Annotated in this window: 18 protein-coding genes; 5 read left to right on the top strand and 13 right to left on the bottom strand. The window is 50.4% G+C overall.

What is annotated here, in order from left to right; genetic code table 11:
* Nucleotides 1-87: 87 nt before the first annotated feature.
* From ihfB to serC, 5 genes are all read right to left on the bottom strand, one after another.
* Nucleotides 88-372 (bottom strand): integration host factor subunit beta, encoded by a 285-nt coding sequence (gene ihfB / locus HP572_RS06685; protein ID WP_005967571.1) that lies wholly within the window; start codon nt 370-372, stop codon nt 88-90.
* A gap of 89 nt (nt 373-461) precedes the next feature.
* The gene (rpsA, locus tag HP572_RS06680; RefSeq protein ID WP_010277167.1) at nt 462-2,135 is read right to left on the bottom strand and encodes a 30S ribosomal protein S1; all 1,674 of its coding nucleotides are present in this window, start codon (nt 2,133-2,135) and stop codon (nt 462-464) included.
* Between the two features lie 116 nt (nt 2,136-2,251).
* Nucleotides 2,252-2,929, bottom strand: coding sequence for a (d)CMP kinase (cmk, locus tag HP572_RS06675; protein WP_010277170.1), 678 nt, complete (start codon nt 2,927-2,929; stop codon nt 2,252-2,254).
* Between the two features lie 222 nt (nt 2,930-3,151).
* Nucleotides 3,152-4,441: a 3-phosphoshikimate 1-carboxyvinyltransferase gene (gene aroA, locus HP572_RS06670; RefSeq protein WP_240585141.1), complete on the bottom strand. Its 1,290-nt coding sequence runs from the start codon at nt 4,439-4,441 to the stop codon at nt 3,152-3,154.
* Between the two features lie 81 nt (nt 4,442-4,522).
* Complete coding sequence (gene serC / locus HP572_RS06665; RefSeq protein ID WP_039472681.1) at nt 4,523-5,608, bottom strand: 3-phosphoserine/phosphohydroxythreonine transaminase; 1,086 nt, start codon at nt 5,606-5,608, stop codon at nt 4,523-4,525.
* Between the two features lie 329 nt (nt 5,609-5,937).
* On the opposite strand from serC, the gene ycaO reads away from it, so the two are divergent.
* The 4 genes from ycaO (at nt 5,938) to pflA (ending at nt 12,349) form a co-directional block, all read left to right on the top strand.
* Nucleotides 5,938-7,701, top strand: a complete 1,764-nt coding sequence (gene ycaO, locus HP572_RS06660) for a 30S ribosomal protein S12 methylthiotransferase accessory factor YcaO (protein ID WP_240585140.1) — start codon at nt 5,938-5,940, stop codon at nt 7,699-7,701.
* Between the two features lie 438 nt (nt 7,702-8,139).
* A complete protein-coding gene (gene focA / locus HP572_RS06655; RefSeq protein ID WP_039481374.1) occupies nt 8,140-9,000 on the top strand; it encodes a formate transporter FocA in 861 nt (286 codons plus the stop codon).
* 57 nt (nt 9,001-9,057) lie between these two features.
* Nucleotides 9,058-11,340 (top strand): formate C-acetyltransferase, encoded by a 2,283-nt coding sequence (gene pflB, locus HP572_RS06650; protein WP_240585139.1) that lies wholly within the window; start codon nt 9,058-9,060, stop codon nt 11,338-11,340.
* 268 nt (nt 11,341-11,608) lie between these two features.
* Entirely contained in the window at nt 11,609-12,349 is a 741-nt protein-coding gene (gene pflA, locus HP572_RS06645) for a pyruvate formate lyase 1-activating protein (RefSeq protein ID WP_010277183.1), read from the top strand.
* Between the two features lie 79 nt (nt 12,350-12,428).
* Here the strand turns inward: pflA and HP572_RS06640 are convergent, their stop codons facing one another.
* From HP572_RS06640 to HP572_RS06630, 3 genes are read right to left on the bottom strand one after another with little or no spacing between them, the layout of a single operon-like run.
* Entirely contained in the window at nt 12,429-13,997 is a 1,569-nt protein-coding gene (locus HP572_RS06640) for a hydantoinase/oxoprolinase family protein (RefSeq protein WP_240585138.1), read from the bottom strand.
* Nucleotides 13,998-14,007: 10 nt separating this feature from the next.
* Nucleotides 14,008-15,117: a DUF917 domain-containing protein gene (locus HP572_RS06635; RefSeq protein WP_240585137.1), complete on the bottom strand. Its 1,110-nt coding sequence runs from the start codon at nt 15,115-15,117 to the stop codon at nt 14,008-14,010.
* A gap of 37 nt (nt 15,118-15,154) precedes the next feature.
* A complete protein-coding gene (locus HP572_RS06630) occupies nt 15,155-16,459 on the bottom strand; it encodes a cytosine permease (protein ID WP_240585136.1) in 1,305 nt (434 codons plus the stop codon).
* 275 nt (nt 16,460-16,734) lie between these two features.
* Here HP572_RS06630 and HP572_RS06625 point away from each other — a divergent pair, with 275 nt between their 5' ends.
* Nucleotides 16,735-17,676, top strand: coding sequence for a LysR family transcriptional regulator (locus HP572_RS06625; RefSeq protein WP_240585135.1), 942 nt, complete (start codon nt 16,735-16,737; stop codon nt 17,674-17,676).
* Here HP572_RS06625 and HP572_RS06620 read toward each other — a convergent pair.
* The 5 genes from HP572_RS06620 to HP572_RS06600 form a co-directional block, all read right to left on the bottom strand.
* Nucleotides 17,662-18,816 (bottom strand): MFS transporter, encoded by a 1,155-nt coding sequence (locus tag HP572_RS06620; RefSeq protein WP_240585708.1) that lies wholly within the window; start codon nt 18,814-18,816, stop codon nt 17,662-17,664. The two genes, HP572_RS06625 and HP572_RS06620, sit on opposite strands and share 15 nt — an antisense overlap.
* Nucleotides 18,817-19,121: 305 nt before the next feature.
* On the bottom strand, nt 19,122-20,417 hold the full coding sequence (gene serS / locus HP572_RS06615; RefSeq protein WP_039357860.1) for a serine--tRNA ligase: 1,296 nt from the start codon (nt 20,415-20,417) through the stop codon (nt 19,122-19,124).
* Nucleotides 20,418-20,520: 103 nt separating this feature from the next.
* A complete protein-coding gene (locus HP572_RS06610) occupies nt 20,521-21,864 on the bottom strand; it encodes a replication-associated recombination protein A (protein ID WP_240585707.1) in 1,344 nt (447 codons plus the stop codon).
* Between the two features lie 7 nt (nt 21,865-21,871).
* Complete coding sequence (gene lolA / locus HP572_RS06605) at nt 21,872-22,483, bottom strand: outer membrane lipoprotein chaperone LolA (protein ID WP_240585134.1); 612 nt, start codon at nt 22,481-22,483, stop codon at nt 21,872-21,874.
* Between the two features lie 247 nt (nt 22,484-22,730).
* The gene (locus tag HP572_RS06600; protein ID WP_240585133.1) at nt 22,731-26,219 is read right to left on the bottom strand and encodes a DNA translocase FtsK 4TM domain-containing protein; all 3,489 of its coding nucleotides are present in this window, start codon (nt 26,217-26,219) and stop codon (nt 22,731-22,733) included.
* Nucleotides 26,220-26,269: the final 50 nt, after the last annotated feature.

The raw sequence follows: 26,269 nt of genomic DNA, 5'->3' as shown, positions 1-26,269 counted from the left end.
AGGAAGTTTGGAGAGGAAAAGAGGCCATAAATGTAAAAAAGCACCCGAGATGGGTGCTTTTATAAGGCTGGTATTTAAGACTAACGATTAGCCGTAAATATTAGCGCGGTCGCGGAGTTCCTTACCCGGTTTAAAGTGAGGGACGTACTTACCTTCCAACTCAACTTTGTCACCCGTTTTCGGATTACGACCTACACGAGGTGCACGGTAGTGAAGTGAAAAACTGCCAAACCCACGGATTTCAATACGGTCGCCTTCGGCTAGCGTAGAAGCCATTTGTTCGAGCATTTCTTTCACTGCATCCTCAACCACTTTGGCTGGGATATGAGATTGCTGTCCAGCAAGCCTTTCAATAAGTTCAGACTTGGTCATAGCTCCTCCAAGTGCGGTTATCAATAACCAGGATAACTGACTACCGTTACAAGAATGAGCAACTTACGTTGCTCATTCCACCGTAGTGATTACTCGCCTTTAGCTGCCTTGAACGCTTCTGCCATCGCGCTGGAGAAATTGTTTTCTTCCGGCTTGTTGTTAACAGTTGCGATTGCATCTTTCTCGTCAGCTTCGTCTTTCGCACGAACAGACAGGCTAACAACGCGGTTTTTACGATCAACACCAGTGTATTTCGCTTCAACGCTGTCGCCAACGCTCAGTACCAGAGTTGCATCTTCAACACGGTCACGTGAAGCGTCAGAAGCACGCAGATAGCCTTCAACACCGTCTGCTAATTCAACTGTAGCACCTTTGGCGTCAACTGCTGTAACTTTACCAGTAACAATAGCACCTTTCTTGTTAACAGACAGGTAGTTATTGAACGGGTCTTCAGCCAGTTGTTTCACGCCCAGGGAGATACGCTCGCGCTCTGCGTCAACCTGCAGAACAACAGCGGCGATTTCATCACCTTTCTTGAATTCGCGAACGGCTTCTTCGCCAGCCACGTTCCAGGAGATGTCGGACAGGTGCACCAGACCGTCGATGCCGCCATCCAGACCGATAAAGATACCAAAGTCAGTGATAGACTTGATTTTACCTTCAACGCGGTCGCCCTTGTTGTGGGTTTCTGCGAACAGCTGCCATGGGTTGGATTTACACTGTTTCAGGCCCAGAGAGATACGACGACGTTCTTCGTCGATGTCCAGAACCATTACTTCCACTACATCACCAACGTTAACAACTTTGGATGGGTGGATGTTTTTGTTGGTCCAATCCATTTCAGAAACGTGTACCAGACCTTCAACGCCTTCTTCGATTTCAACGAAGCAGCCGTAGTCAGTCAGGTTGGTCACGCGGCCAGTCAGACGAGTGCTTTCTGGGTAACGCTTAGCGATAGCGACCCATGGATCTTCGCCCAGCTGTTTCAGACCCAGAGACACACGAGTACGCTCGCGGTCGAACTTCAGCACTTTAACAGTGATTTCGTCGCCCACATTGACGATTTCGCTTGGGTGTTTAACACGTTTCCAAGCCATATCAGTGATGTGCAGCAGGCCATCAACGCCGCCCAGATCAACGAATGCACCGTAGTCAGTAAGGTTCTTAACGATACCTTTAACTTCCATGCCTTCCTGCAGGTTTTCCAGCAGTTGATCGCGCTCAGCGCTGTTTTCAGATTCGATAACTGCACGGCGGGAAACAACAACGTTGTTGCGTTTCTGATCCAGCTTGATAACTTTGAACTCAAGCTCTTTGCCTTCCAGATGCAGCGTATCGCGAACCGGACGAACGTCTACCAGAGAACCTGGCAGGAACGCACGAATGCCGTTCAGCTCAACAGTGAAACCGCCTTTAACTTTACCGTTGATAATACCGGTAACAGTTGCAGCTTCTTCGTAGGCTTTTTCCAGCGTCAGCCATGCTTCATGACGTTTAGCTTTTTCGCGAGAAAGCAGCGTTTCACCGAAGCCATCTTCGATAGCGTCCAGAGCAACGTCAACTTCATCACCAACCTGAATTTCCAGTTCGCCCTGTGCGTTCTTGAATTGCTCTACCGGAATGGCAGATTCAGATTTCAGACCGGCGTCAACCAGTACGACATCTTTATCAATAGCAACAACAACACCACGTACGATGGAACCAGGACGGGTTTCGATTTCTTTCAGGGATTCTTCAAAGAGTTGAGCAAAAGATTCAGTCATGTTTGATAATCTTAAGGGTTTCAATTTAACGTCCATCTGGCATCCTGCTCGATGGGGTTGTTTAACATGCCCCGCTGTGCATCCTTACAGCGAGGTAAAAATTCAGTTTTCTGTGATTACGCTAAAATTTCGCGGGCATAAGCCAACGCGCGCGCTATCACTTCATCGATTGTCATTTCCGTTGAATCCAGCACCAACGCATCGGCAGCAGGCACTAACGGGGCAACGGGGCGGCTGCGATCGCGCTCATCCCGTTCCTTTATCTCAGACAAAAGACGTTCAAAGTTAACATTAAAGCCCTTCCCCTGCAACTGTAGCATGCGACGTTGTGCACGTTCTTCCGCACTGGCATCCAAAAAAATCTTCACTGGCGCATCAGGAAAGACTACCGTTCCCATGTCTCGGCCATCAGCAATCAACCCCGGAGCCTCGCGGAATGCGCGCTGCCGACGTAATAATGCTTCACGAACGCGAGGGAAAGCCGCGGCCTGAGACGCCGTATTGCCTACCGCTTCAGTACGAATTTCATGGCTAACGTCTTCACCTTCCAGGATGACTTTCAGCTGCCCGTCTTCAGCAACAAAGCGCACATCAAGATGAGAGGCTAGCGGAACCAGCGCGTCTTCCGAACCGATATCCACATGGTGGTGCAATGCCGCCAGAGCCAAAACACGATAGATAGCCCCCGAGTCCAGCAGGTTCCATTGTAAAGCTTCAGCCAATGCCTTACACAAAGTACCTTTGCCTGCGCCGCTCGGTCCGTCAACCGTAATTACCGGTGCCATCACCGTCATTTCTCTCTCCTTTAATACTGGGAAGTTCCGCTTATGCCGTTTTATGGCATCACGGAGCCTCATTATACGCATCAATACAGAGAAAGGTTACCCCAATGCCGGAATGGCGGGAAAAATAAGGCATTCTCTGAACGCGGTACGCAATTTCAGAAGAAAAGCTGAGCGTAACTCGGGAAAAATCGATAAAGGAAAAAGGCACGGAAACCGTGCCTTAGAGAAGAATCAAGCCAGCTCGCTGAGGCGTGCCAGTTGCTCAAAGTAGTCAGGGAAGGTTTTAGCCGTACATTTCGGATCCAGAATCGTAACTGGCGTATCCGATAGCGCAACCAGCGAGAAACACATCGCCATACGGTGATCGTTGTAGGTACCGATTTCTGCCACTTTCAGCTTGGTCGGCGGCGTAATGCGAATGTAGTCATTACCCTCTTCCACTTCCGCGCCAACTTTACGCAGTTCAATCGCCATTGCCGCCAGACGATCGGTTTCTTTCACGCGCCAGTTGTAGATATTACGTAGCGTAGTGGTGCCACCTTGAGCGAAAAGCGCCGCCGTCGCGATAGTCATCGCAGCATCAGGAATGTGATTCATATCCATGTCGATCGCGTGCAGTTCACCGCGTTCGCATTCAATATAATCCTCACCCCAGCGCACAATTGCACCCATTTTTTCCAGCACATCAGCAAAACGAATGTCGCCCTGTACGCTATTACGGCCTACGCCGGTCACACGCACAACACCGCCTTTAATCGCCGCCGCCGCCAGGAAATAAGAAGCCGATGACGCATCGCCCTCCACCAGATAATCACCCGGTGAACGATACTGCTGGCGACCCGCCACGAAGAAGCGTTGATAGTTTTCATGACGCACTTCAATACCAAACGCTTTCATCATATGCAGCGTGATATCGATATACGGTTTGGAAACCAGATCGCCCTGAATGCTGATGTGCGTATCCTGCGCGGCCAAAGGCGCGGTCATCAACAGCGCGGTCAGGAACTGGCTTGATACGCTGCCATCTACGCTGATCTCGCCGCCCTGAAAACCACCGTGCAGGCGAAGCGGTGGGTAGTTTTCCTGCTCCAGATAGTCAATTTTCGCCCCGCCCTGACGCAGTGCATCGACCAGATGCCCGATCGGGCGCTCTTTCATCCGCGGTTCGCCTGTCAGCACAATGTTGCCATCGGTCAGACACAGCGCGGCAGCCAGTGGGCGCATCGCGGTACCTGCATTCCCTAGAAACAGTTCCAGCGGTTGCGATGCTGTAAACGCACCACCCAGCCCCGTAATCTCACACACCGTCCGGTCAGACGACAGGTGGTAGTCCACTCCCAATGCCGTTAGAGCGGTAAGCATATGGCGGACATCGTCACTGTCTAACAGGTTAGTCAGCCGGGTCTTTCCTTCAGCCAAGGCCGCCAGCAGCAGCGCACGGTTAGAGACGCTTTTTGAGCCAGGAAGGTTAAGGATACCGTTAATCAGTTTGATGGGTTGTAGCGTCAGGGATTCCTGCATGTAAAGCCTATTCTTTCAACGTGGACATAAAAACCCCGGAGAGCCCGGGGCTGATCAAAATGTATCGAGGGGCGGTCTTAATCAACCGTGGCGACGAGCGAAGTCAGCCATGAATTCCGTCAACGCTTTCACGCCTTCCAACGGCATCGCATTGTAGATAGAAGCACGCATGCCGCCCACTACGCGATGGCCTTTCAGCGCGTGCAGACCTGCAGCAACGGATTCTTCCAGGAAGACTTTATCCAGCGCAGAGTCCGCCAGCAGGAATGGCACATTCATGCGAGAACGGTTCGCTACTGCGACGTCATTACGATAGAAATCGTTACCGTCAATCGCGCTATACAGCAGGTCGGCTTTCTCTTGGTTACGTTTTTCCATTTCAGCCAGACCGCCGTACTCTTTCAGCCATTTGAAGACCATACCGGACAGGTACCAGGCAAACGTTGGCGGCGTGTTAAACATGGAGTCATTGTCCGCCAGAACCTGGTAATCCAGAATCGATGGCAGTTCACGGCGCGCTTTGCCCAGCAAATCTTCACGTACGATAACCAGCGTCAGACCGGCCGGGCCGATGTTTTTCTGCGCACCAGCATAGATCACGCCGTAACGGCTTACATCAATACGGCGAGACAGGATGCTGGAAGAATAGTCGGCGACCACAATTTTATCGCCAAAGTCCGGCTCTTCTTCGATCGCAATACCGTCGATGGTTTCATTCGGGCAGTAATGCACAAACGCCGCGTCATCAGACAATTTCCATTCACGCATCGGCTTAATGCCGCGCAGATCGCCTACGCGCGTTTTCACGTCAATCACATTAGGCGTGCAGTACTTTTCTGCTTCATTGATTGCACTGTGTGCCCAATATCCGCCGTCGATGTAGTCAGCCGTTGAGCGTTCGCCCAAGAGATTTAACGGCACTGCGGCGAATTGCGCGCGAGCACCGCCGTGGCAAAAGAGCACTTTGTAGTTGGAGGGGATTTTCAGCAAATCACGCAGATCTTGTTCGGATTCAGCGGCAACCTGCATAAACTCTTTACTGCGGTGGCTGATTTCCATAACCGATGTGCCCAGGCCATTCCAATTACACAATTCCTGTTCAGCACGACGCAGTACTTCAACCGGCAGCATTGCTGGACCGGCGCTAAAATTAAAAATCTGAGTCATTTCCCCTCACCACACCTGAAAAATAGCGGCTCTTTTTATCACCGTTGTTACAAATACCATTTTTATAAACCTGACGGTTATAAAAATACCGCTGTTACAAGATAGTAGTTATAACTGAACGACCGCTATAACCACACTACTTTTACCCTGCTATCGGTTTTATCACTCGTCAATCGCGGCTGCAACGCTTATTGCGCTTTCATTATGCAAAACGGCACGTTACGCAGTCTGTTCTTTTTCACTGTTGCCGATCGGTTATGAATAAATAGAGTCTGAACAGAAAAATCCGTATCATGCCGCTTCCGCTAATCTCGATAAGAGTGAACACCATGACTCAAACGTTTATCCCAGGCAAAGACGCCGCCCTGGAAGATTCCATCGCCCGTTTTCAACAACAGCTCCAGGACCTGGGGTTTAACATCGAAGAAGCGTCATGGCTGAACCCGGTGCCAAACGTCTGGTCTGTCCATATTCGAGACCGCGATTGCCCGCTCTGCTTTACTAACGGTAAAGGTGCCAGTAAGAAAGCGGCGCTGGCCTCTGCGTTAGGCGAGTATTTCGAGCGTCTATCCACCAACTATTTCTTTGCTGACTTCTATCTCGGCAAAAACATCGCTAACGGCGATTTCGTTCACTACCCGAATGAAAAATGGTTCCCGATTCCAGAAGATGATGCCTTGCCGGAAGGTATTCTGGATGCCCGTCTGCACCAGTTTTACGATCCTGAGCAGGAACTGAGCGCCAGCGATCTGATCGATCTGCAATCTGGCAATGCCGACAGAGGCATTTGCGCACTGCCGTTTACCCGTCAGTCCGATCAGCAAACTGTCTATATTCCGATGAACATCATCGGTAACCTGTACGTTTCTAACGGGATGTCCGCAGGTAACACCGCCAACGAAGCCCGCGTTCAGGGTCTGTCTGAAGTGTTTGAGCGCAGCATCAAGAACCGCATCATTGCCGAATCCATCAGCCTGCCAGAAATTCCGCAAGAGGTGCTGAACCGCTACCCAGGCGTGGTCGAAGCGATTGCAACGCTGGAAAAAGAAGGTTTCCCGATTTTCTCTTACGATGCCTCACTGGGCGGGAAATATCCGGTCATCTGCGTGGTGCTGTTTAACCCGGCTAACGGCACCTGTTTTGCCTCCTTCGGCGCACACCCTGACTTCGGCGTGGCGTTGGAACGTACCGTGACCGAACTGCTGCAAGGTCGCGGTCTGAAAGATCTGGACGTGTTCACTCCGCCAACGTTTGATGATGAAGAAGTGGCCGAGCACGCCAATCTGGAAACCCACTTTATCGATTCCAGCGGTCTGATCTCCTGGGATACGTTCAAGAAAACAGCGGATTATGAATTTGTCGACTGGAGCTTTAAAGGATCGACGGAAGAAGAATTCGCTACATTGATGGCGATCTTCAAGCAGGAAGATAAAGAAGTCTACATTGCTGACTATGAGCATCTGGCCGTTTATGCCTGCCGTATCATCGTGCCGGGAATGTCGGACATCTACCCTGCCGACGATCTGTTGTTAGCCAATAACAGCATGGGCGCTCACCTGCGTGACACGCTGCTGGCGCTACCTGACAGCAAATGGGAACAAGAAGACTATCTGGCGCTGTTGCAACAGTTGGATGACGAAGGGCTGGATGACTTCACCCGCGTACGCGAGCTGCTCGGCATTGCCACTGGCAAAGATAACGGCTGGTTTACACTGCGCGTTGGCGAACTAAAAGCCATGCTGGCACTGGCCGGCGGCGATCTGGATCAGGCGTTAAGCTGGACAGAGTGGACACAGGACTTCAACGACTCCGTCTTTACGGCACAGCGCAGCAACTACTACCGTTGCCTGCAAACGCTGCTGTTACTGGCGCAAGAGCCTGAGCGCGATCCAGCAGAATATTACGATGCCTTTACCAAAATGTACGGCAGTGAGACCGTCGATGCCGCTAGCGCTGCGGTTGCTGGCGAAGCGTGCTTCTATGGTCTGTTTGCCGTGGATGACACCTTTGCTTCTTTACCTGCGCACCAGTCGCTGCTGGCAGCCTATGAAAAACTGCAACAGGCGAAACGTCGTTATTGGCAAGCAAAATAATGCCAGAGTGATGCAGTCAGCACGCGTCTTATATCGATGAGTGCGATCGCGTACAAATAACACCGCCAAATAGCCCTTTATTTTAAAGGGCTATTTTATTATCCAAAGGGCAATATTTATTATTCGTAATGCATAATCAGAACATTGTTATTGAATGGTGAAGTTTTAATTAAATTACATCGATAAGGTGGTACTGAAATTCTACAAAACGTGATTTTTATTAACGCTAAATCGGTAGGTTTAACGTATCCCATTCAACTCTTTTTGCAAAATTTAAAATATTTTTTTATCATAAAATTCAAATAGTTAATCTTAAAAACACAGTATCCAACCCTCTTCACCACCTTGTTAATTTCTTGCAATATGATCCACGTCAATTTTTACCGTATACTGCTTTGTTAGTATCTCAACGCTGATAATTTTTAAGAGAGAGTTAGTGTGAAAGCTGACAACCCCTTTACTCTATTACTCCCGGCTGCGATGGCAAAAGTTGCTGAAGATGCCGGAGTCTATAAAGCTACTAAACAACCGTGTACGACGTTTTATTTAGCGATCACAGCGGGTGTGTTTATTTCGATCGCCTTCGTCTTTTATATTACGGCCACCACGGGAACCGCGACGATGCCTTTCGGTATCGCGAAATTAATCGGTGGTATCTGTTTCTCCCTTGGCCTCATGTTGGTAGTCGTCTGCGGTGCGGACCTGTTTACCTCAACCGTTCTCATCGTGATTGCCAAAGCCAGTGGACGTATTACCTGGAAGCAACTAGCCTGTAACTGGGCAAATGTCTATGTCGGTAACCTGATTGGCGCGCTTTTCTTCGTTGGACTTATCTGGTTCTCGGGAGAGCATATGGTCGCAAACGGTGCGTGGGGTCTTAACGTCCTGCAAACAGCTGAACACAAACTTGAACACACGTTTGTTGAAGCGCTGTGTCTGGGGATTCTGGCCAACCTGCTGGTTTGTCTGGCCGTGTGGATGAGCTATTCAGGCCGTACGCTTACAGACAAAATGTTTGCCATGATTCTGCCTGTCGCCATGTTCGTTTCCAGCGGCTTTGAGCACAGTATCGCCAACATGTTCATGATTCCTATGGGCATCGTTATCAAAAATTTTGCGGCCCCGGAATTCTGGAATGCCATTGGCATGGTGCCGTCTCAGTTTGAACATTTAACCGTTAGCCACTTCATTACCGATAACCTGATTCCCGTCACCTTGGGGAACATCATCGGCGGCGGCGTAATGGTCGGTTTGACATATTGGGTAATTTATTTGCGCGGTGGAGACAAGCACCACTAAGGTGCAATCGGCCGCAACGTCGGGTTTTAAGAAATCCATATCAAAGGTAGGTGTAAAATGACCGAGCTGAATGAAAAATTGGCCAATGCATGGCAAGGCTTTAGCAAAGGTGAATGGCAGGATAACGTCGACGTTCGTGACTTTATCCAGAAAAACTACACGCCGTATGAAGGTGATGAGTCTTTCCTGGCTGGCGCAACCAAAGCGACCTCAGCGCTGTGGGACAGCGTCATGGAAGGCATCAAACAGGAAAACCGTACTCACGCGCCTGTTGATTTTGATACCAATGTTGCTGCAACTATCACGTCTCACGACGCGGGGTACATCAACAAAGGTCTGGAAAAAATCGTTGGTCTGCAGACTGACGCTCCGCTGAAACGTGCGTTAATTCCGTTCGGCGGCATCAAAATGGTTGAAGGTTCATGCAAAGTTTACGGTCGTGAACTGGATCCTCAACTGAAAAAAATCTTCACCGAATACCGTAAAACGCACAACCAGGGCGTGTTCGATGTTTACACCCCAGACATCCTGCGTTGTCGTAAATCAGGCGTTCTGACGGGTCTGCCAGATGCCTACGGTCGTGGCCGTATCATCGGTGACTACCGTCGCGTTGCGCTGTACGGTATCGACTACCTGATGAAAGACAAATTTGCTCAGTTCACTTCTCTGCAATCCAAACTGGAAAACGGCGAAGATCTGGAAGCAACAATCCGTCTGCGTGAAGAAATTGCCGATCAGCATCATGCACTGAGCCAAATTAAAGAAATGGCCGCTAAATATGGCTGTGACATTTCTGGCCCAGCAGCAACAGCTCAGGAAGCCGTGCAGTGGACTTACTTCGGTTACCTGGCTGCGGTGAAATCACAGAATGGTGCGGCAATGTCCTTCGGACGTGTCTCTACCTTCCTGGATATCTACCTTGAGCGCGATCTGGCTGCAGGCAAAATCACTGAGGAAGAAGCTCAGGAAATGATTGACCATCTGGTCATGAAACTGCGCATGGTACGTTTCCTGCGTACGCCTGAGTATGATGAGCTGTTCTCTGGTGACCCAATCTGGGCAACAGAATCTCTGGCTGGTATGGGTCTGGATGGTCGTACACTGGTGAGCAAAACCAGCTTCCGCTTCCTGAACACCCTGTACACCATGGGGCCGTCTCCAGAGCCAAACATGACCATTCTGTGGTCTGAAAAACTGCCACAAAGCTTTAAAAACTATGCAGCTAAAGTCTCCATCGATACATCTTCTCTGCAATATGAGAATGACGATCTGATGCGTCCTGACTTTAACAACGATGATTACGCGATTGCTTGTTGCGTAAGCCCAATGATCGTTGGTAAACAAATGCAGTTCTTCGGTGCTCGTGCAAACCTGGCGAAAACCATGCTGTACGCAATTAACGGCGGCGTGGACGAAAAACTGAAAATGCAGGTTGGTCCGAAATCAGAACCGATCAAAGGCGATGTTCTGAACTTCGACGAAGTGATGGATCGTATGGATCACTTCATGGATTGGCTGGCGAAACAATACGTCACCGCTCTGAACATCATTCACTACATGCACGACAAATACAGCTACGAAGCGTCGCTGATGGCACTGCATGACCGTGACGTGTTCCGTACTATGGCGTGTGGTATCGCCGGTCTCTCTGTTGCTGCTGACTCCCTGTCTGCCATCAAATATGCCAAAGTTAAACCGATTCGTGATGAAGACGGTCTGGCTATCGACTTTGATATCGAAGGCGAATATCCGCAATTCGGTAACAACGATGCTCGCGTAGATGAACTGGCTTGTGACCTGGTTGAACGTTTCATGAAGAAAATTCAGAAACTGAACACCTACCGTGGCGCAACACCAACGCAGTCTGTTCTGACCATCACCTCTAACGTGGTATATGGTAAGAAAACGGGTAACACGCCAGATGGTCGCCGCGCAGGTGCGCCATTCGGACCAGGTGCTAACCCAATGCACGGTCGCGATCAGAAAGGTGCTGTGGCTTCTCTGACTTCCGTTGCCAAACTGCCGTTTGCTTACGCGAAAGATGGTATTTCTTATACCTTCTCCATCGTACCTAACGCGTTAGGTAAAGATGACAATGTGCGTAAAGCTAACCTTGCCGGCCTGATGGATGGTTACTTCCACCACGAAGCCAGCATCGAAGGCGGTCAGCACCTGAACGTCAACGTCATGAACCGTGAAATGCTGCTTGATGCGATGGAAAACCCGGAGAAATATCCGCAGTTGACTATCCGCGTATCTGGCTACGCAGTGCGTTTCAACTCACTGACGAAAGAACAGCAACAAGACGTCATCACTCGTACTTTCACCCAGTCAATGTAATTTCCATGACTGTCTGAAAAGGCGTAAAATAAAGGCTCCACGTCAGTGGGGCCTTTTTCTCACCCTCGCTTGTCGTTCGGTTGTTAGCCTGTTTTGCCAGCCCGCTATGTTGCTCCCTTCATGTGGATGGCTCGCAAAACAGATTCGACGCAGCATCTGTCACACGGTGTTTTTCTGTCAGCAATCCCTGTCAGATTGATACTTGCTTTCTTATGACTGCGCTCATAAAGACCGCTATTGTTCGGTCAAATTTGGAGAAAACCTCGCAATGTCACTTATCGGTCGCATCCACTCCTTTGAATCCTGCGGCACCGTCGATGGCCCAGGCATCCGTTTCATCATCTTCTTTCAGGGCTGCCTGATGCGCTGCCTGTATTGCCATAACCGTGATACCTGGGATACGCACGGCGGTAAAGAAGTGACGGTTGAAGAACTCATGAAAGAAGTCGTGACCTACCGCCACTTTATGAATGCATCCGGCGGCGGCGTAACGGCATCCGGCGGCGAGGCTATTCTCCAGGCCGAATTTGTGCGCGACTGGTTCCGTGCCTGCAAGGCAGAAGGCATCAATACCTGTCTGGACACCAATGGGTTCGTACGTCGTTACGACCCCGTCATTGACGAACTATTGGACGTCAGCGATTTAGTGATGCTTGACCTGAAGCAAATGAATGACGACATACACCAGAATTTAGTGGGCGTATCCAATCACCGTACTCTGGATTTCGCTCGCTATTTGGCAAAGCGCAACCAGCGTACCTGGATACGTTATGTGGTCGTTCCCGGCTGGTCTGACGATGATGCGTCCGCACACAAGCTGGGCGAATTCACCAAAGATATGACGAACATCGAGAAAATTGAGCTTCTCCCTTACCATGAGCTTGGGAAACACAAGTGGATCGCGATGGGTGAAGAGTACAAATTAGACGGCGTTAAACCGCCGAAGGCCGATACGATGGATCGCGTTAAATCGATTCTTGAAAGCTACGGCCACAAGGTCATGTACTAACCTCTGACGCTTTCTGGAAAAATAGCGCGCTCAGGGCGCGCTATTTGCATTTTGGCGGGTAAACTATCTCTGCACTGCGCTAAGCCAGATTCCCTGCTGCCTTGATTTTCACCTGTACCGCATTCCCCGGCAGATACGCCAACGGAATTTCCTGATAATCGATGATCTCAACGCTGCCCGGCCTCGCGCCCATCTCTTCTGCAAGGCAAATGCTTTGCTGCTGCAATTCGTTTTTTATCTTTTCACGATCGTTATCCGGCATTTTAACCACACGTTCGATCTGTGCGCCTACCGCTCCTAACGCCACACCAACCGCATTAGCCGCATCAAAGTTCTGCGGACGCATGACCTGACTGACACCGGATAAAACGTCAGGCAGTAAAATACTGCCGCCGCCCACAAGCACGGCGGGAATAGCCGCGCTTGACGATTTAATCCGGTCGATAGCACTTTCCACTTTCTCAATCATCTGATGATAAGCCTGCTGGCAAAGTGCGTTATCCAGTTCGGGCAGTGGATGAGGAAGATCCGTAATCCATCGTTCACGATGAAGTTGCAGCATGATATCGCTGAGCGTTAACGTCTCCCCACCAAAGCTGACGCCCTGTTCAAGCAGGCGATAGCCGACACTATCCGGCCCAAGGGTAAGTTTTCCATCCTGAGACTGCCGCACGCAGGTTCCACCGCCAATGCCGATAGAAATAATGTCTGGCATTCTGAAATTCGTCCGCACATCACCGACTTCAACGGCAATTGCCGATTCACGTGGAAAGCCATTCACCAACACGCCAATATCCGTCGTCGTGCCGCCGACATCGATAATCAGCGCATTATCCAACCCCGAAAGGTGACATGCCCCGCGAATCGAGTTCGTTGGCCCACAGGCCATCGTCAGAATGGGATATTGCTTCACCATGCTCTCGGACATCAATGTGCCATCGTTTTGCCCGAAGAACGGCGTAGCCTTGATACCGTGTCGAACTAGCGCTTGTGTAAAACCGTTAACAAAGCGGTTTGCGGTACTTTGCAACGATGCATTGAGGATGGTCGCATTTTCCCTTTCCAATAGTCCCGTACTGCCTATCCGGTGGGATAGCGATAGGGAGACATCCGGTAATGCCGCATTCACCCACTGGGCAACCCGCAGTTCCTGCTCATTATTTACGGGAGAAAATACGCCACAGATAGCCACGCTATCGACATGCCCGCGCATCTTGTCACAAACCGCGAGTACTTCATCCTGCAGTACGGGATGAATCTCTCTGCCATCAAACTCATAGCCGCCATGAATCTGGTAGAAATGCTCGCCTAGTGTCCTTTGCCACTCGTCATCCCAGCCACACAGCGGCGGAACGCTATCGCTACTTGGCAGGCTCAGGCGCAGTAATCCAACGCGATCCAGCCCTTTGCGCTCAACAATCGCATTGGTACATTGGGTTGTGCCCAACATCGCATAGCGAATATGCTGCGGTGCGATACCAGACTGCGCCAATATCTCAGCAATCACCCGTTCGATGCCGCTATAGATATCAAGACTGGTAGGAAATTTGGCCGTCGCGACGCAGCGCAGGTTTGCATCTAAAATTGCCGCATCCGTGTTGGTGCCGCCGACATCAATCCCGAGTCGGTAATCATTTTTATGTAACATCGGGAAAGCCTCAGCGATTCGCAAGCAGTTCTATCGGTACATACTGCACCGGATAACCGAAATACTCCGGCCCCGCAACGTCAATCCCTTTTGGCGTGCGCCACTTGTCATTGCACGGATAGGCAATCACATCAACTCGCTGCCCATAACGTAAATGTTCCGTGATGATCGGACGTCCGGTTTCACTATCTACTATGGAGATTAAATCAGGCACAACAGCCAGCAGATTATCCTGCGTAGGTTCTGTTGTCTGTGAAGAACGATAAGCCAGCAGGAGCTCATTCTGGAAAAGCACCGTAAACGATTCGCCTTTGTCGCTACCCATACCATCCAGCACCACTTTACCCCGAGCAAAACCGCCCGTTGTGCGCCGGGCTACATCAACAATTTTGCCAGATGCAACGATATGGCCATTCAAGACCGTGAGCAGGGACTGTACCGGATGGCTGCCTGACTGATGAGACTCTCGCAGCGTTTTTCCGATATCCTGCGCCAGCGTCAGCGTCCCCTCGATGGCGCTACGCTTAAGCTGACTACCGAGTAAGGGGTAGTCACACATCGCGCAGGCAGCCCCCATTTGTTCCGAAATCATCCTGGCTAAACGTTCAGACCACATACCGTCAATAGGATTTAAGGTAACTGTGTTTCCCTTTTCATCGGCTAACGTATTTGGGGCAGAGGATAAACCATCGAGAAAAAAGGTCACCATCTGCGCTTCGGGGAAGGCTCTCCCCATCGCGTCACAGTCGATAACAGGCAATCCTTTTGCCGCCGCAACAACAAACGGCATTAGCGAATTGATACCGCCGACTTCGATGGGAAAGGTCGCCGCAATAGGTCGCTCAAGCGCTTTTTCCATCGCGTCAAATGCCCGCACGAATTGGCTCGCTGACATGATCTTTTCTACAACAACCGTCGTTGCACCGATCATGCTGCAAGGAACAAATATATCGTCATCTTTAATTTCATCTAAACCGAATACAGGTACTTTATCCGCATTCTTTAATGCGTGTTTTGCCATTAAAGAACCTACATACGGATCGCCGCCGCCTCCTGTACCGAGAACAGCGGCCCCTAGTGCTATATCATCAATTGTTTGTGCATTAATATAACGAGACATACCTTACCCAAGATCTCGTGTTATCTGTGTAACACGTTCAATCTGCCAATTGAGGAAAAATTTTATGTATGCCGATATACATCGCCATACTGACAATTACGCCATCCAGGGCAGAGATCGAGCTTATCGTAAATAAATCGAAAAAATCGGGGGAGGTCAACAGGCTCACAATACTACCGAGTGACCACGATATAGCTGCCGCCACATTCAAGAATGATGCCTCTGATACATTTTTCTGCAAATGAGAGGACTTAATAAAATAATATTCGACGAGATAGACACCTGCTATAGGAGAAATCAGTACACCGAGCAGTGACAAGAATTGAGTAAAATTATTAATCATACCGTTGTAGGCTAACAGCAAACCGACAATAGCCATTAGCACAACCAATACTGGCCGAGATAGAGTTCGAATAACAACAGATAGCCCTAATGATGCAGAGACCAGGTTGGTACTATTTGTCGTCCATTGTGCAAAAATAAGTACCACAATGGCAGACATACCCAAACCGATACCAAAGAACACTTCAACGAGATCCTCTGTACCAACCAGATGAGTCAAAATGAGTGCAACTAATATTGTTGAGCTATTGCCTAAAAAGAACCCTAAACCAGCGCCGAGAAGCGCGTCTTTGCGTGTTTTGGCATAGCGGGCAATATCCGGTGACATCACGGCAGACACAATCCAGATAGAAACAACGTAAGAGATAGCACTTCCCATGCTAATTGGCGCTTTAATTATCGGAATCGGTATTTCGGGATGATTACTTGCGGCTAAAACTAAACCTGTAATTATCAATATCAGCATTAATGGCACGCTGAATATACTCAGTTTGCCCAATGCCCTGACACCCCAAATAGCGGTAGAGGTCATCAGCACCATACCGAAAACCAAAATAGGGAAACGTCCAGGTTCTAATTGATAATGTAGCAATGCTTTTTGCAGCATTACGCCAAAAAAGTCGAGTTGAAAAGCAAACCAGCCAATCAATGATATAGCAGAGAAAATACCGATTATCTTTCCACCAAGACGCCCAAAAACGGAGATACTGAGTAGCGTTGTTGATAATCCGCATCCATAGCCGACATTAGCACATAATGCGGCCAACACCCCTAAAAAGGCAGAGCCGATGAGCGTAGCACTAACGGCCTGAGAAAAAGGTAACCCACCACTTAAGAAAGCGCCAAGAAATAGGCCTGAAATGTCAATTCCCATTGCCAGCCATATTAAAGCGATAACATACCAGCTTTTTCTAGCTTCAGCAGGAACACGTTCATATTCGTAATCATAAATTTGCCGCCCCTGTTGTTCTTTTTCAGGTACAGCATTCCCTTGAGACATAACCCCTCCATTAAATAAGCAGCAAATAATTATTGTATCATTGTGATATTTTATAGAGGTTGCCTGACGGCGTATAGAACAATGGTGCCGTCAGCAAGCTAACAACACCATTATGCTTTATGAGAGACCCTGATGTGACGCATAAAACCACGATTTTTTGTGGCGACCACATCAGTGATGTGGCGTAACAACAAGATAAATGGGTTTCATATCGATTAATACAGATATATTTTGATGTTAACATTCAGATATGTAATGTATGCGAAGGACATGCTATGCGCTTAGATAAACTGGAGATTCGCTGGTTAAAGCTTTTTTGTAAAATCGTTGAAAAACAAGGGATTACTAACGCACAAGTCGCAACAGGCTTAAGCCAGCCCGTGTTGAGTCACTATCTATCTCGTCTGGAGGATACGCTCGGGCTAGTTTTGTGTGAACGAGGACGTGGCGGATTTGCTCTCACAACGGAAGGCGAAGTGGTCTATCAGGAAGCCAAGTCGGTTATCGCCACGCTGGATGACTTTGCAAATCGATTAGCAAGGATAAAGCATCAGCTCATTGGTGAAGCTCGTATTGGCTGTTTGGATAACACCGTTACTCACCCTGCTAAAGTTATCTCCAACGCGATTGGGAAACTGTATGCCCAAAGCCCTGACGTTGCCGTTGAGCTGGAAATCGGTGATTACACTCCGCTAATGGAACGTTTGAAAAATGGGCATATCGACATTATTCTGAGCGTTTTACCGGACGATGTTCCACCAGACATCTATTTTCAGCCTGTTTTTGTTGAAAAAAGCTATTTTTATTCCACATCGGAAAATGCGGCAAGAATAGAAAAAGAATGGCGTGACGGAACGCTTAACCCGAACAGATTGCTCATTGGCGGTCATGCATTACACGAGATTAGTAAACAGTTAGGCCCGGTAGCAAAAAAAGGTTTGCAAAATACCGCCTGGAACGTAGAAGGCAGTTTACTGCTCTTACTGGCTGGCACACATGTTGGTTTTCTTCCCGATCACTATGCCGCCAAATGGGTTAAGAATGGGCAACTCACAGCAATTTCATCGGAAAAACTCATGCTAACCAGCATATTTTATCTGGTGCGAAACGCGAAACAGCGCCTTAGCCCAGTGGCCGAAGCGCTGTGGAATAACATGGTGGAAGCCGGACAAAGTTCGCTGGCCAGCCTCGATGTCGTTAGCTCAAGCAGCAGCTAATGGCGTTGGGTGGTGATCGGCCTTTCTGAGCAACATCATCAGGTAGATCATGGCAACAACAGCGATCAGAACAAACAGCAAGCGATCGGAGTAGCTCTGCATCAATACCGCAGCAACGCTTGGTCCGCAAAGACTGCCAAGCGTATAGCTGAGGAGCAACGCCTGATTCATCGCGACCAGTTCGTCAGGGCGCACTTTTTCACATGCCCAAGACATGGCAACGGGATACAGCGTAAACCCTGCGCATCCCAGCAGGAACAGCGACGGTGCCATGGCATAGTGGCTAATGCTCAGCATAGCAATACAGCCAATAATCACCACAAAGACTAATACCCGCAGAACCAACAATCGACCATAGCGATCGGCCATACGTCCAACAGGCCATTGCCCGATAATCCCGGAGCTGATCAGCAGCGCCATCCAGTATCCGACCTGCGCATCATTCATTCCCTGATGGGAGAGATACAGCGGCATCAGACCATACAGCGATCCTAAAATTGCGCCGGAAATAATACAACCGTGAACGCCTAAACGAGCACTGCGATACGTCAGCATTTTCCACATGTTGACATGCTTTTCTTGCTGCTCTGGCGGCATAGGGAGACGAGTAAACAGCAGCGGTAATACGGCCAAAATAACTAACGCGACCATCCACGGCAGCACGTTCAGCAATGCGCTCGGCAATATGCCAAGCAGGAGCTGTCCAACTACGCTACCGAGATAATAGGCAATCATATAGGCAGCCAGAAGTTGCCCTCTCTGCGTCGGTGTTCCGCTACATAACAAAGCGCTTTCAACCACGACCCAGATTAATGCACAGCCGATACCGGCAAGGAAGCGCCAGAACAGCCAGCTACCGATATCCCCAGAAATACCGAGGCCAACGATCGCGATACCAAATAATAAAGCCGCGAAATAATAGCTACGGTTAAATCCATAAAGTTTGATTAACTTACCGGCTAATAACGTGCCAACCAAATTGCCGCCGAAGTAGGATGACCCAACGAGGCCAACCTGCCAGACAGGAAGAGATTGATAACTCAGCCACAGTGGTACCATGGTATTTAATACCGCAATACAAACCGTCAGCAGCAAGAGTCCGCAGAGCAATAACAGCACTGGGCGGGAATAAGCAGACATAGCGAAGTGGATAACCAAACAACCGGAGAAGAGTGAGCGCATCATGCCACTGCGTATATAAAAGTCAATCCGGGCAAAAAGTGCTAAAAGTCCTTTCCCAAATTATGGATTGAAAGTATTCATCAACGTCCATAGGAAGGCCGTCACGTTTAAAAACAGGGCGCTGCTATTTCGCTGATTTTAAATCATTTTTAACTGAAAAATTAAGTCGCTCGAGTTGATAAGTTATTTTTACGATGAAAAAATATTACCGATGCTATGGCATAAAAAAAGCGCCCTTAGGCGCTTTATTCAGATAACCGCAATTAGCCAATAAATTCCAGTCCGCCCATATACGGACGCAACACTTCTGGAACTTCAATACGGCCATCAGCCTGCTGGTAGTTTTCCAGAACGGCAACCAGTGTACGACCGACTGCCAGACCAGAACCGTTCAATGTGTGAACCAGTCGAGTCTTCTTATCGGACTTACTGCGGCAGCGGGCCTGCATACGGCGCGCCTGGAAATCCCACATATTTGAGCAAGAAGAGATTTCACGGTACGTGTCCTGCGCCGGCAACCAGACTTCCAGATCGTAAGTTTTGGTTGAGCCAAAGCCCATATCGCCCGTACACAGCAAGACCTTACGATAAGGTAATTTCAGCAGTTGCAGCACGGTTTCGGCGTGAGTCGTCAACTCTTCCAGCGCCTGCATGGAATCTTCAGGGCGGACGATTTGTACCAGTTCAACCTTGTCAAACTGGTGCATACGAATCAACCCACGCGTATCGCGACCGTACGAGCCCGCTTCTGAACGGAAGCACGGCGTGTGTGCAGTCATTTTCAACGGTAAGGATTCTTCATCAAGAATCTCGTCACGCACCAGGTTGGTCAGCGGAACTTCAGCCGTCGGAATCAGCGCATAGCTGCTGCTTTCCGCTTCTTCGCTCAGCGGAGTGGTATGGAACAGGTCTTCACCAAACTTAGGCAGTTGGCCTGTACCGTATAACGTGGCGTGGTTGACCAGATAAGGGACGTACGCTTCCTGATAGCCATGCTGCTGTGTGTGCAAATCCAGCATGAACTGGGCAAGCGCACGATGCAGACGGGCAATCTGTCCTTTCATCACGACAAAACGCGCACCGGTTAATTTCACCGCAGCGGCAAAATCCAGCCCGGCAGCCATCTCTCCGAGCTCAACATGGTCACGTACGGGGAAATCGTACTTACGTGGCTCACCCCAGCGAGTTACTTCCTGATTCTGCGTGTCATCCTTTCCAAGCGGCACAGAGTCGTCCGGCAGGTTCGGGATTGTTAACGCCAGATCGCGAATGTCATTCTGCAACTGGTCCAGCTCGGCTTTTGCGGCATCCAGTTTTTCGCCTAATGTGTTAACTTCACGACGCAAAGGTTCGATATCTTCACCGCGTGCTTTCGCTGCACCAATCTCTTTCGATCGGGAGTTACGCTCTGCCTGCAGGTTTTCAGTTTCTACCTGCAATACTTTACGACGTTCTTCCTGCTTACGCAGGGTCTCAACATCCAGCTTAAAGCCTCTGCGAGCCAGTAACTTTTCGGCGACTGCGTCTAGCTCATTGCGCAGTAAATTGGGATCGAGCATGCTAATCCTGTGCTTATGATTATCAAATGAAATGGTGGCGTACACGGCGCGCTACGCGGCCGGTTTCAGAAAATACCGCAATAACCTTACCGCAACGCTTAGTTCAACGGTAGCGTTTTGTCGGGCTATTTTGATCCTGAGTGGCAAGCCAGGCGAGCTTTTCACCAATTTTGCCCTCAAGGCCGCGTGAGGTCGGCGAGTAATAGTGCGTATCGGCCATTTCCGGCGGAAAATAGCTCTCGCCAGCGGCATAGGCATTGGGTTCGTTGTGTGCGTACCGATACTCTGCACCGAGCCCCATTTCTTTCATCAACCGGGTAGGCGCATTGCGCAAATGCTCGGGAACATCATAGTCTGGCTTCTCGCGTGCATCCTGCATCGCGGCTTTAAACGCGCTATAGACGGCGTTACTTTTAGGGGCACAGGCCAGATAAACAATCGCCTGAGCAATGGCGCGCTCCCCTTCTGCGGGGCCGACACGAGTGAAGCAATCCCAGGCGGAGATAGCCACCTGCATCGCACGCGGATCGGCGTTGCCGACATCTTCCGACGCGATAGCCAACAGCCGTCGGGCAACATACAGCGGATCGCCACCGGCGGTAATGATTCTGGCATACCAATAAAGCGCCGCGTCCGGTGAGGAGCCTCTTACCGATTTATGCAACGCCGAAATCAGGTCGTAATAGCGGTCCCCTTTGTTATCAAAGCGGGCACTGCGCTCGCCAGCGATTTCGTTGAGGAGTGCTGGCGTCAGAACACGCATGCCCTGCGCGTCGATTTCCGCCATGTCGGCCATCATTTCCAGACTATTCAGCGCACGTCTGGCATCGCCGTTGACCAGTTCGGCAAGCATCCGAGCGGTTTCGGCAGGCAGAACAATATTCTGTCCGCCATATCCTCGCTCGCTGTCGCTCATGGCCTGCTGCAAGACCTGCTCGATATCTTCTGCCGTCAGCGCTTTTAGCAAATAGACGCGGGCGCGCGATAACAACGCGGAATTGAGTTCGAAAGAGGGGTTTTCCGTTGTCGCACCAATGAAGGTGATCGTTCCATCTTCGATATGTGGCAGAAACGCATCCTGCTGACTTTTGTTGAAACGATGGACTTCATCGACAAACAAAATAGTGCGGCGCCCCGCATTGCGATTTTGTCGGGCACGCTCAATCGCTTCGCGAATTTCTTTAATGCCGGACGTCACGGCAGAAATACGTTCAACATCGGCCTGCCCGTAATGCCCAATCAGTTCTGCCAGCGTGGTTTTTCCCGTTCCTGGCGGCCCCCAGAGAATCATGGAGTGCAACTGCCCTGCCTCAATGGCTCGTGGCAGAGGCTTACCGGCCCCTAACAGGTGCTGTTGGCCGATATACTGTGCCAACGTCGCTGGCCGCATGCGCGCGGCCAGCGGTTGGAATTCATTATGGGAAAAATCAAGTGACAGGTTGCTCACTCTGGCCTCACTGACGCTGGTCATCCAGCGTGACGCCTTTCGGCGGTGTGAACGTGAATTGCGCGGCATCAACGGCGCCGTTTTGCTGGTTCTTCAGCACATAAGTGCTCCGCTGCCCATCTTGTTCCGTCGCGGTAAACTGTTTGATTGTGCCGCTTGTCGTCACATTAATCGCAAACTGCTTCAGATTGCCGCTCGCTGACTTCGGCGTAAGCTCAAAATCATCGCCTTTCTGGCGCACATCGTATTTATTCCAGTCGCTGACATCGTTACGCGTAATCAGAATGAACGGCGTATTCCCTGTCGCATCTTTCAGCCAGGTTGCCGTGACTTGCTCAACAAACGGATTGTAGAACCAAAGCGTTTTGCCGTCAGAAATCAAAGTACTTTCGTCAGGTGATGTGGTTTTCCAGTTAAATAGGTTTGGACGTTTCAACCACAGTTCGCCTTCCCCTTCCTGCACCGCTGCGCCGTCAGCGCTGGTGACTTTCTGGCTAAAATTGGCGTGGAAACTGTTTACTTTATTAAGACGACCCTGCAAATCTTTTGCCGCGTCCGCATAGACAGCGGTTGAGGTAACACCTGCAATCAGGCAACTGATAGCTAACCACTTTTTCATACGCATAATCCTTTGAATTTCTTAATATAACGAACCTTCATCTATCGAGGTCAGACGCTTTGCCTAGCGCCTATGTTCTTTACAGATCGGTGTTATTCGTCGAGCTACGGTATCTATAGATCTATGTTATCTGAACCCACTCGGACGGTGATAGGTGAATTATCTGCTTATTGCCGCTTTTACGCTTCTTTGCATAAGGGCTGCTCGCGCAGCCCTTAATGGATGGACGTCAATCAGTACAGCATGCTTATTCCATTGATGGCGGAGCCAATACCTCGCGGTTACCGTTGTGCCCTGGAGAGCTGACGATACCCTGCGCCTCCATTTGCTCAACAATTCGCGCGGCACGGTTATAGCCGATTCGGAACTGACGCTGTACGCCAGAGATTGATGCACGACGCTTATCGACGACAAACTCTACCGCCTGATCGAACAGCGGATCGAGCTCTTCATCGCCATCAAGACCGAGGCTTCCGCCTTCAGCATCGTCGCCACCGCTGACAATATTATCGATATATTGAGGGCGACCGCGCGCTTTCCAGTCCTGAACAACAGCGTGAACTTCCTCATCACGCACAAAAGCGCCATGAACACGAACAGGTATCGAGGAGTTAGGTGCCATATACAGCATATCCCCCATCCCCAATAGCGACTCTGCGCCACCTTGATCGAGGATAGTCCGTGAGTCGATCTTGCTGGAAACGGTAAACGCGATACGCGTCGGAATATTCGCCTTGATCAATCCGGTGATGACATCAACCGAAGGACGCTGCGTCGCCAGCACCAAGTGAATCCCCGCCGCACGCGCTTTTTGTGCCAATCGGGCAATCAGTTCTTCAACCTTCTTACCCACCGCCATCATCAGGTCAGCAAATTCATCGACCATAACCACAATATACGGCAGTTTTTCCAGCACTGGCGGCGTCATATCCATACTGTCACCTGGCTTCCAGAACGGATCGGGGATCGGACGGCCCATCGCATTTGCCGTCATCACCCGTTCGTTGTATCCCGCCAGATTACGTACGCCAAGCGCCGACATCAGCTTGTAACGACGTTCCATTTCACCGACGCACCAGCGCAGCGCATTGGCCGCATCCTTCATGTCGGTCACGACTTCCGTCAACAAATGCGGAATGCCTTCGTACACCGAGAGCTCCAGCATTTTCGGGTCGATCATGATAAAGCGTACGTCTTCCGGCGTGGCTTTATACAACATACTGATGATCATCGCGTTGACACCGACCGATTTACCCGACCCGGTCGTACCCGCAACCAGCAGGTGTGGCATTTTCGCTAAATCGGCAACGACAGGTTCGCCCGCAATATCTTTACCCAATACAATCGACAGCGGCGATGGATTATCACGGAACTGATCGCAGTCCAGCACTTCTCGCAGATAAACCGTCTGGCGATGTGCATTCGGTAACTCCAACCCGACGTACGGTCGGCCGGGGATAACCTCAACAATACGCACTGCGACAACCGACAGTGAACGTGCCAAATCTCGCGACAGGTTCGAGATACGTGCGGCTTTAACACCCGGTGCCAGATCCAATTCAAATCGTGTGATCACCGGCCCAGGGGAGTGATCGACCACATCCGCTTTTACCCGGAAATCAGCCAGACGCGCTTCAATCAATCGCGCCGTCTGTTCCAGTGCAAAATTATCAACAGGCGCTTCGCTAGCCGGCGGTGGAGTCAACAAATCCAACGTTGGCAGCGGCGTAGTTGGCTTCTGCAGCGGTTGTTCATTACGCATCAAGAACGGGTGAATCAAGCCATCCATTGCCGGATGATGCGTTGGTGTTGCCGCAGTTTCCTGTTTTGCGACCTCAACAGGCGCTGACGTTGGTTGCGCTGGCTGACTAAACGTCAACGGGTTGTGCTCATCCTCGTCGTCCTCATCTTCACCAGCATGCATCGGCGGAAGCTCGGGTTCAACACGGTAGGACGGCTGCGAATAGGTGGATTCACTGAACGTATGCGACTCAGGCTCGCGTTCATTCTCCGCACTAAACGGCGAGAATGAAAAAGCGTTATGCGATGTAACAGGATTTGGCTGAACGGGCGCACTGACCACAGGCGGTGCTATCGGAGCAGGGATTTCCTCAGCGCGCTGCGATGCGCTGTCATCATAACGTGACTGCTGCTGTGCCGCGAAATCTCTGGCTAACTGCGCTTGCAGAAGTGCGTCTTCATCGTCTTCCTGTAACGGGTATTCATCACCGTAACGCTGGCGTTGCTGATCCAGATACGCTTGCTGCAATGCGGCTTCCTGCTGGGCGATATCATCCGGTGTCTCTTCCTGATACACGTCATTCGCCACTTCCGCTTCTTCGCTACCGTTCTGCGCCTGCAGTCTGGCTTGCTCTTCAGCCAGCCGCTGCGACGGCAATTTGATTCCGTATGACGCCAGCTCGCGGCGAGTAGGGATACGTACTGGATTAGGACGCGGCAGTTCAGGCCCTACGCCGCGTTTAATCTGCGGGTTATCATCCCCATCGGCACTGAACGCCGGCATAAAGGTGTTATTCGCGTCGAAACCTGTATCGCGTGCAGGTTGTGGCGGCTCAGCAAACGGTTGAACCACAGGCGCCGTGACAATTGGCGGTACGGCACTCTCTCCGTAACTATTGCCGTAAGGTGCATACGCACTGCTATGGAGGTCAGGCGAGCTTGCGATCTCTGGCATTGCCGCTGGCGTTTCAGGGACTTCAAACGAATACAGCGGCGGATTTAGCGACGGCGTCGAATCAATCGCAGAGGGAGTAACAGGCGGCACAATGCCAGCCGATGAACCGGAGAATGCTGATCCTGCTAATGCTGAGTCAGGCGTTGCCACATCAGACAGTGTTGACCCAACCACCGGCGCTTCAGTTGAGAGAGCCGTTTGTATCGCTGTCGGTGCGTTCTCAGCGAGCGGTGATGACGCTTCTATCGTATTGTTTGCCGCCGTGTCGTTTACCGCATCAGCCACGGAAGGCGCAGAAAACAGAACGTCATCGTCATCACGCTGTTGTGTTACTGCCTCACCCGACGCCTCATCGTGGCGCAGATTAAGCGCATCACGCTCATCGTCTTCACGATCGTGTTCTTCGCGGTAGTCCTCATCGCGGCGTGAACGGTTTGACATAAACGTCAAACAACCCAAGACACCCGCACCAATTTTTTCAGCGATCGTTAACCATGACCAGCCGGTAAACAGCGTTAACCCTGCCCCCCACACGCACAGCAGAATCAGCGTCGCACCCATGCTATTGAAACGCGGGATCATTGAGCTGCTCAACAGGCTTCCCAAAACACCACCGGAAGCAAAATAGTAGAGATCGTCAATATTCAACGCAGCCAAACCGCAAGAGGTCAGGATCAGCGCCAATGTCCCAATCAGGCGAAGTGAAAAGGTAAAGTAGTCGATAGTCTGGTTGTTATCACGCTGGCGGAAAGCCGCCCAGCACAGAGATAACATAATCGGCGGAATGGCATAGGCCAGCACACCAAAAATGAAGAACAGAGTATCCGCCAGCCATGCACCTGCTACACCACCAAGGTTGTGAATAGGTTCATGCCATGCAGTCTGTGACCAACTGGGGTCGGAGGGGCTGAAACTGAGTAGTGCGACACTAAGATAAACCGCAAAAAGTGCCACAACGATTAAAATCGCTTCAAGCAAACGACGTGTTCCACTGAGTTTTTTCAGGGTAACGTCTTTATCTTCTGTATATTCCTGGCTCAAGAGTCTCTCCAGGGGCCTGTAAGGTTTATGACAAAGCGCCGAGAAAACCC

Origin of the sequence: Pectobacterium sp. PL64 (assembly GCF_022477975.1) — a bacterium.
Classification (GTDB): Bacteria; Pseudomonadota; Gammaproteobacteria; order Enterobacterales; family Enterobacteriaceae; genus Pectobacterium; species Pectobacterium jejuense.
This window is presented reverse-complemented; position numbering and strand designations above follow the sequence as displayed.

What these genes read in the sequence shown, in the direction of transcription:
- ihfB (WP_005967571.1), bottom strand. Translation starts at nt 372, where the DNA reads ATGACCAAGTCTGAACTTATTGAAAGGCTTGCTGGACAGCAATCTCAT.
- rpsA (WP_010277167.1), bottom strand. Translation starts at nt 2,135, where the DNA reads ATGACTGAATCTTTTGCTCAACTCTTTGAAGAATCCCTGAAAGAAATC.
- cmk (WP_010277170.1), bottom strand. Translation starts at nt 2,929, where the DNA reads ATGACGGTGATGGCACCGGTAATTACGGTTGACGGACCGAGCGGCGCA.
- aroA (WP_240585141.1), bottom strand. Translation starts at nt 4,441, where the DNA reads ATGCAGGAATCCCTGACGCTACAACCCATCAAACTGATTAACGGTATC.
- serC (WP_039472681.1), bottom strand. Translation starts at nt 5,608, where the DNA reads ATGACTCAGATTTTTAATTTTAGCGCCGGTCCAGCAATGCTGCCGGTT.
- ycaO (WP_240585140.1), top strand. Translation starts at nt 5,938, where the DNA reads ATGACTCAAACGTTTATCCCAGGCAAAGACGCCGCCCTGGAAGATTCC.
- pflB (WP_240585139.1), top strand. Translation starts at nt 9,058, where the DNA reads ATGACCGAGCTGAATGAAAAATTGGCCAATGCATGGCAAGGCTTTAGC.
- pflA (WP_010277183.1), top strand. Translation starts at nt 11,609, where the DNA reads ATGTCACTTATCGGTCGCATCCACTCCTTTGAATCCTGCGGCACCGTC.
- HP572_RS06640 (WP_240585138.1), bottom strand. Translation starts at nt 13,997, where the DNA reads ATGTTACATAAAAATGATTACCGACTCGGGATTGATGTCGGCGGCACC.
- HP572_RS06635 (WP_240585137.1), bottom strand. Translation starts at nt 15,117, where the DNA reads ATGTCTCGTTATATTAATGCACAAACAATTGATGATATAGCACTAGGG.
- HP572_RS06630 (WP_240585136.1), bottom strand. Translation starts at nt 16,459, where the DNA reads ATGTCTCAAGGGAATGCTGTACCTGAAAAAGAACAACAGGGGCGGCAA.
- HP572_RS06625 (WP_240585135.1), top strand. Translation starts at nt 16,735, where the DNA reads ATGCGCTTAGATAAACTGGAGATTCGCTGGTTAAAGCTTTTTTGTAAA.
- HP572_RS06620 (WP_240585708.1), bottom strand. Translation starts at nt 18,816, where the DNA reads ATGTCTGCTTATTCCCGCCCAGTGCTGTTATTGCTCTGCGGACTCTTG.
- serS (WP_039357860.1), bottom strand. Translation starts at nt 20,417, where the DNA reads ATGCTCGATCCCAATTTACTGCGCAATGAGCTAGACGCAGTCGCCGAA.
- lolA (WP_240585134.1), bottom strand. Translation starts at nt 22,483, where the DNA reads ATGAAAAAGTGGTTAGCTATCAGTTGCCTGATTGCAGGTGTTACCTCA.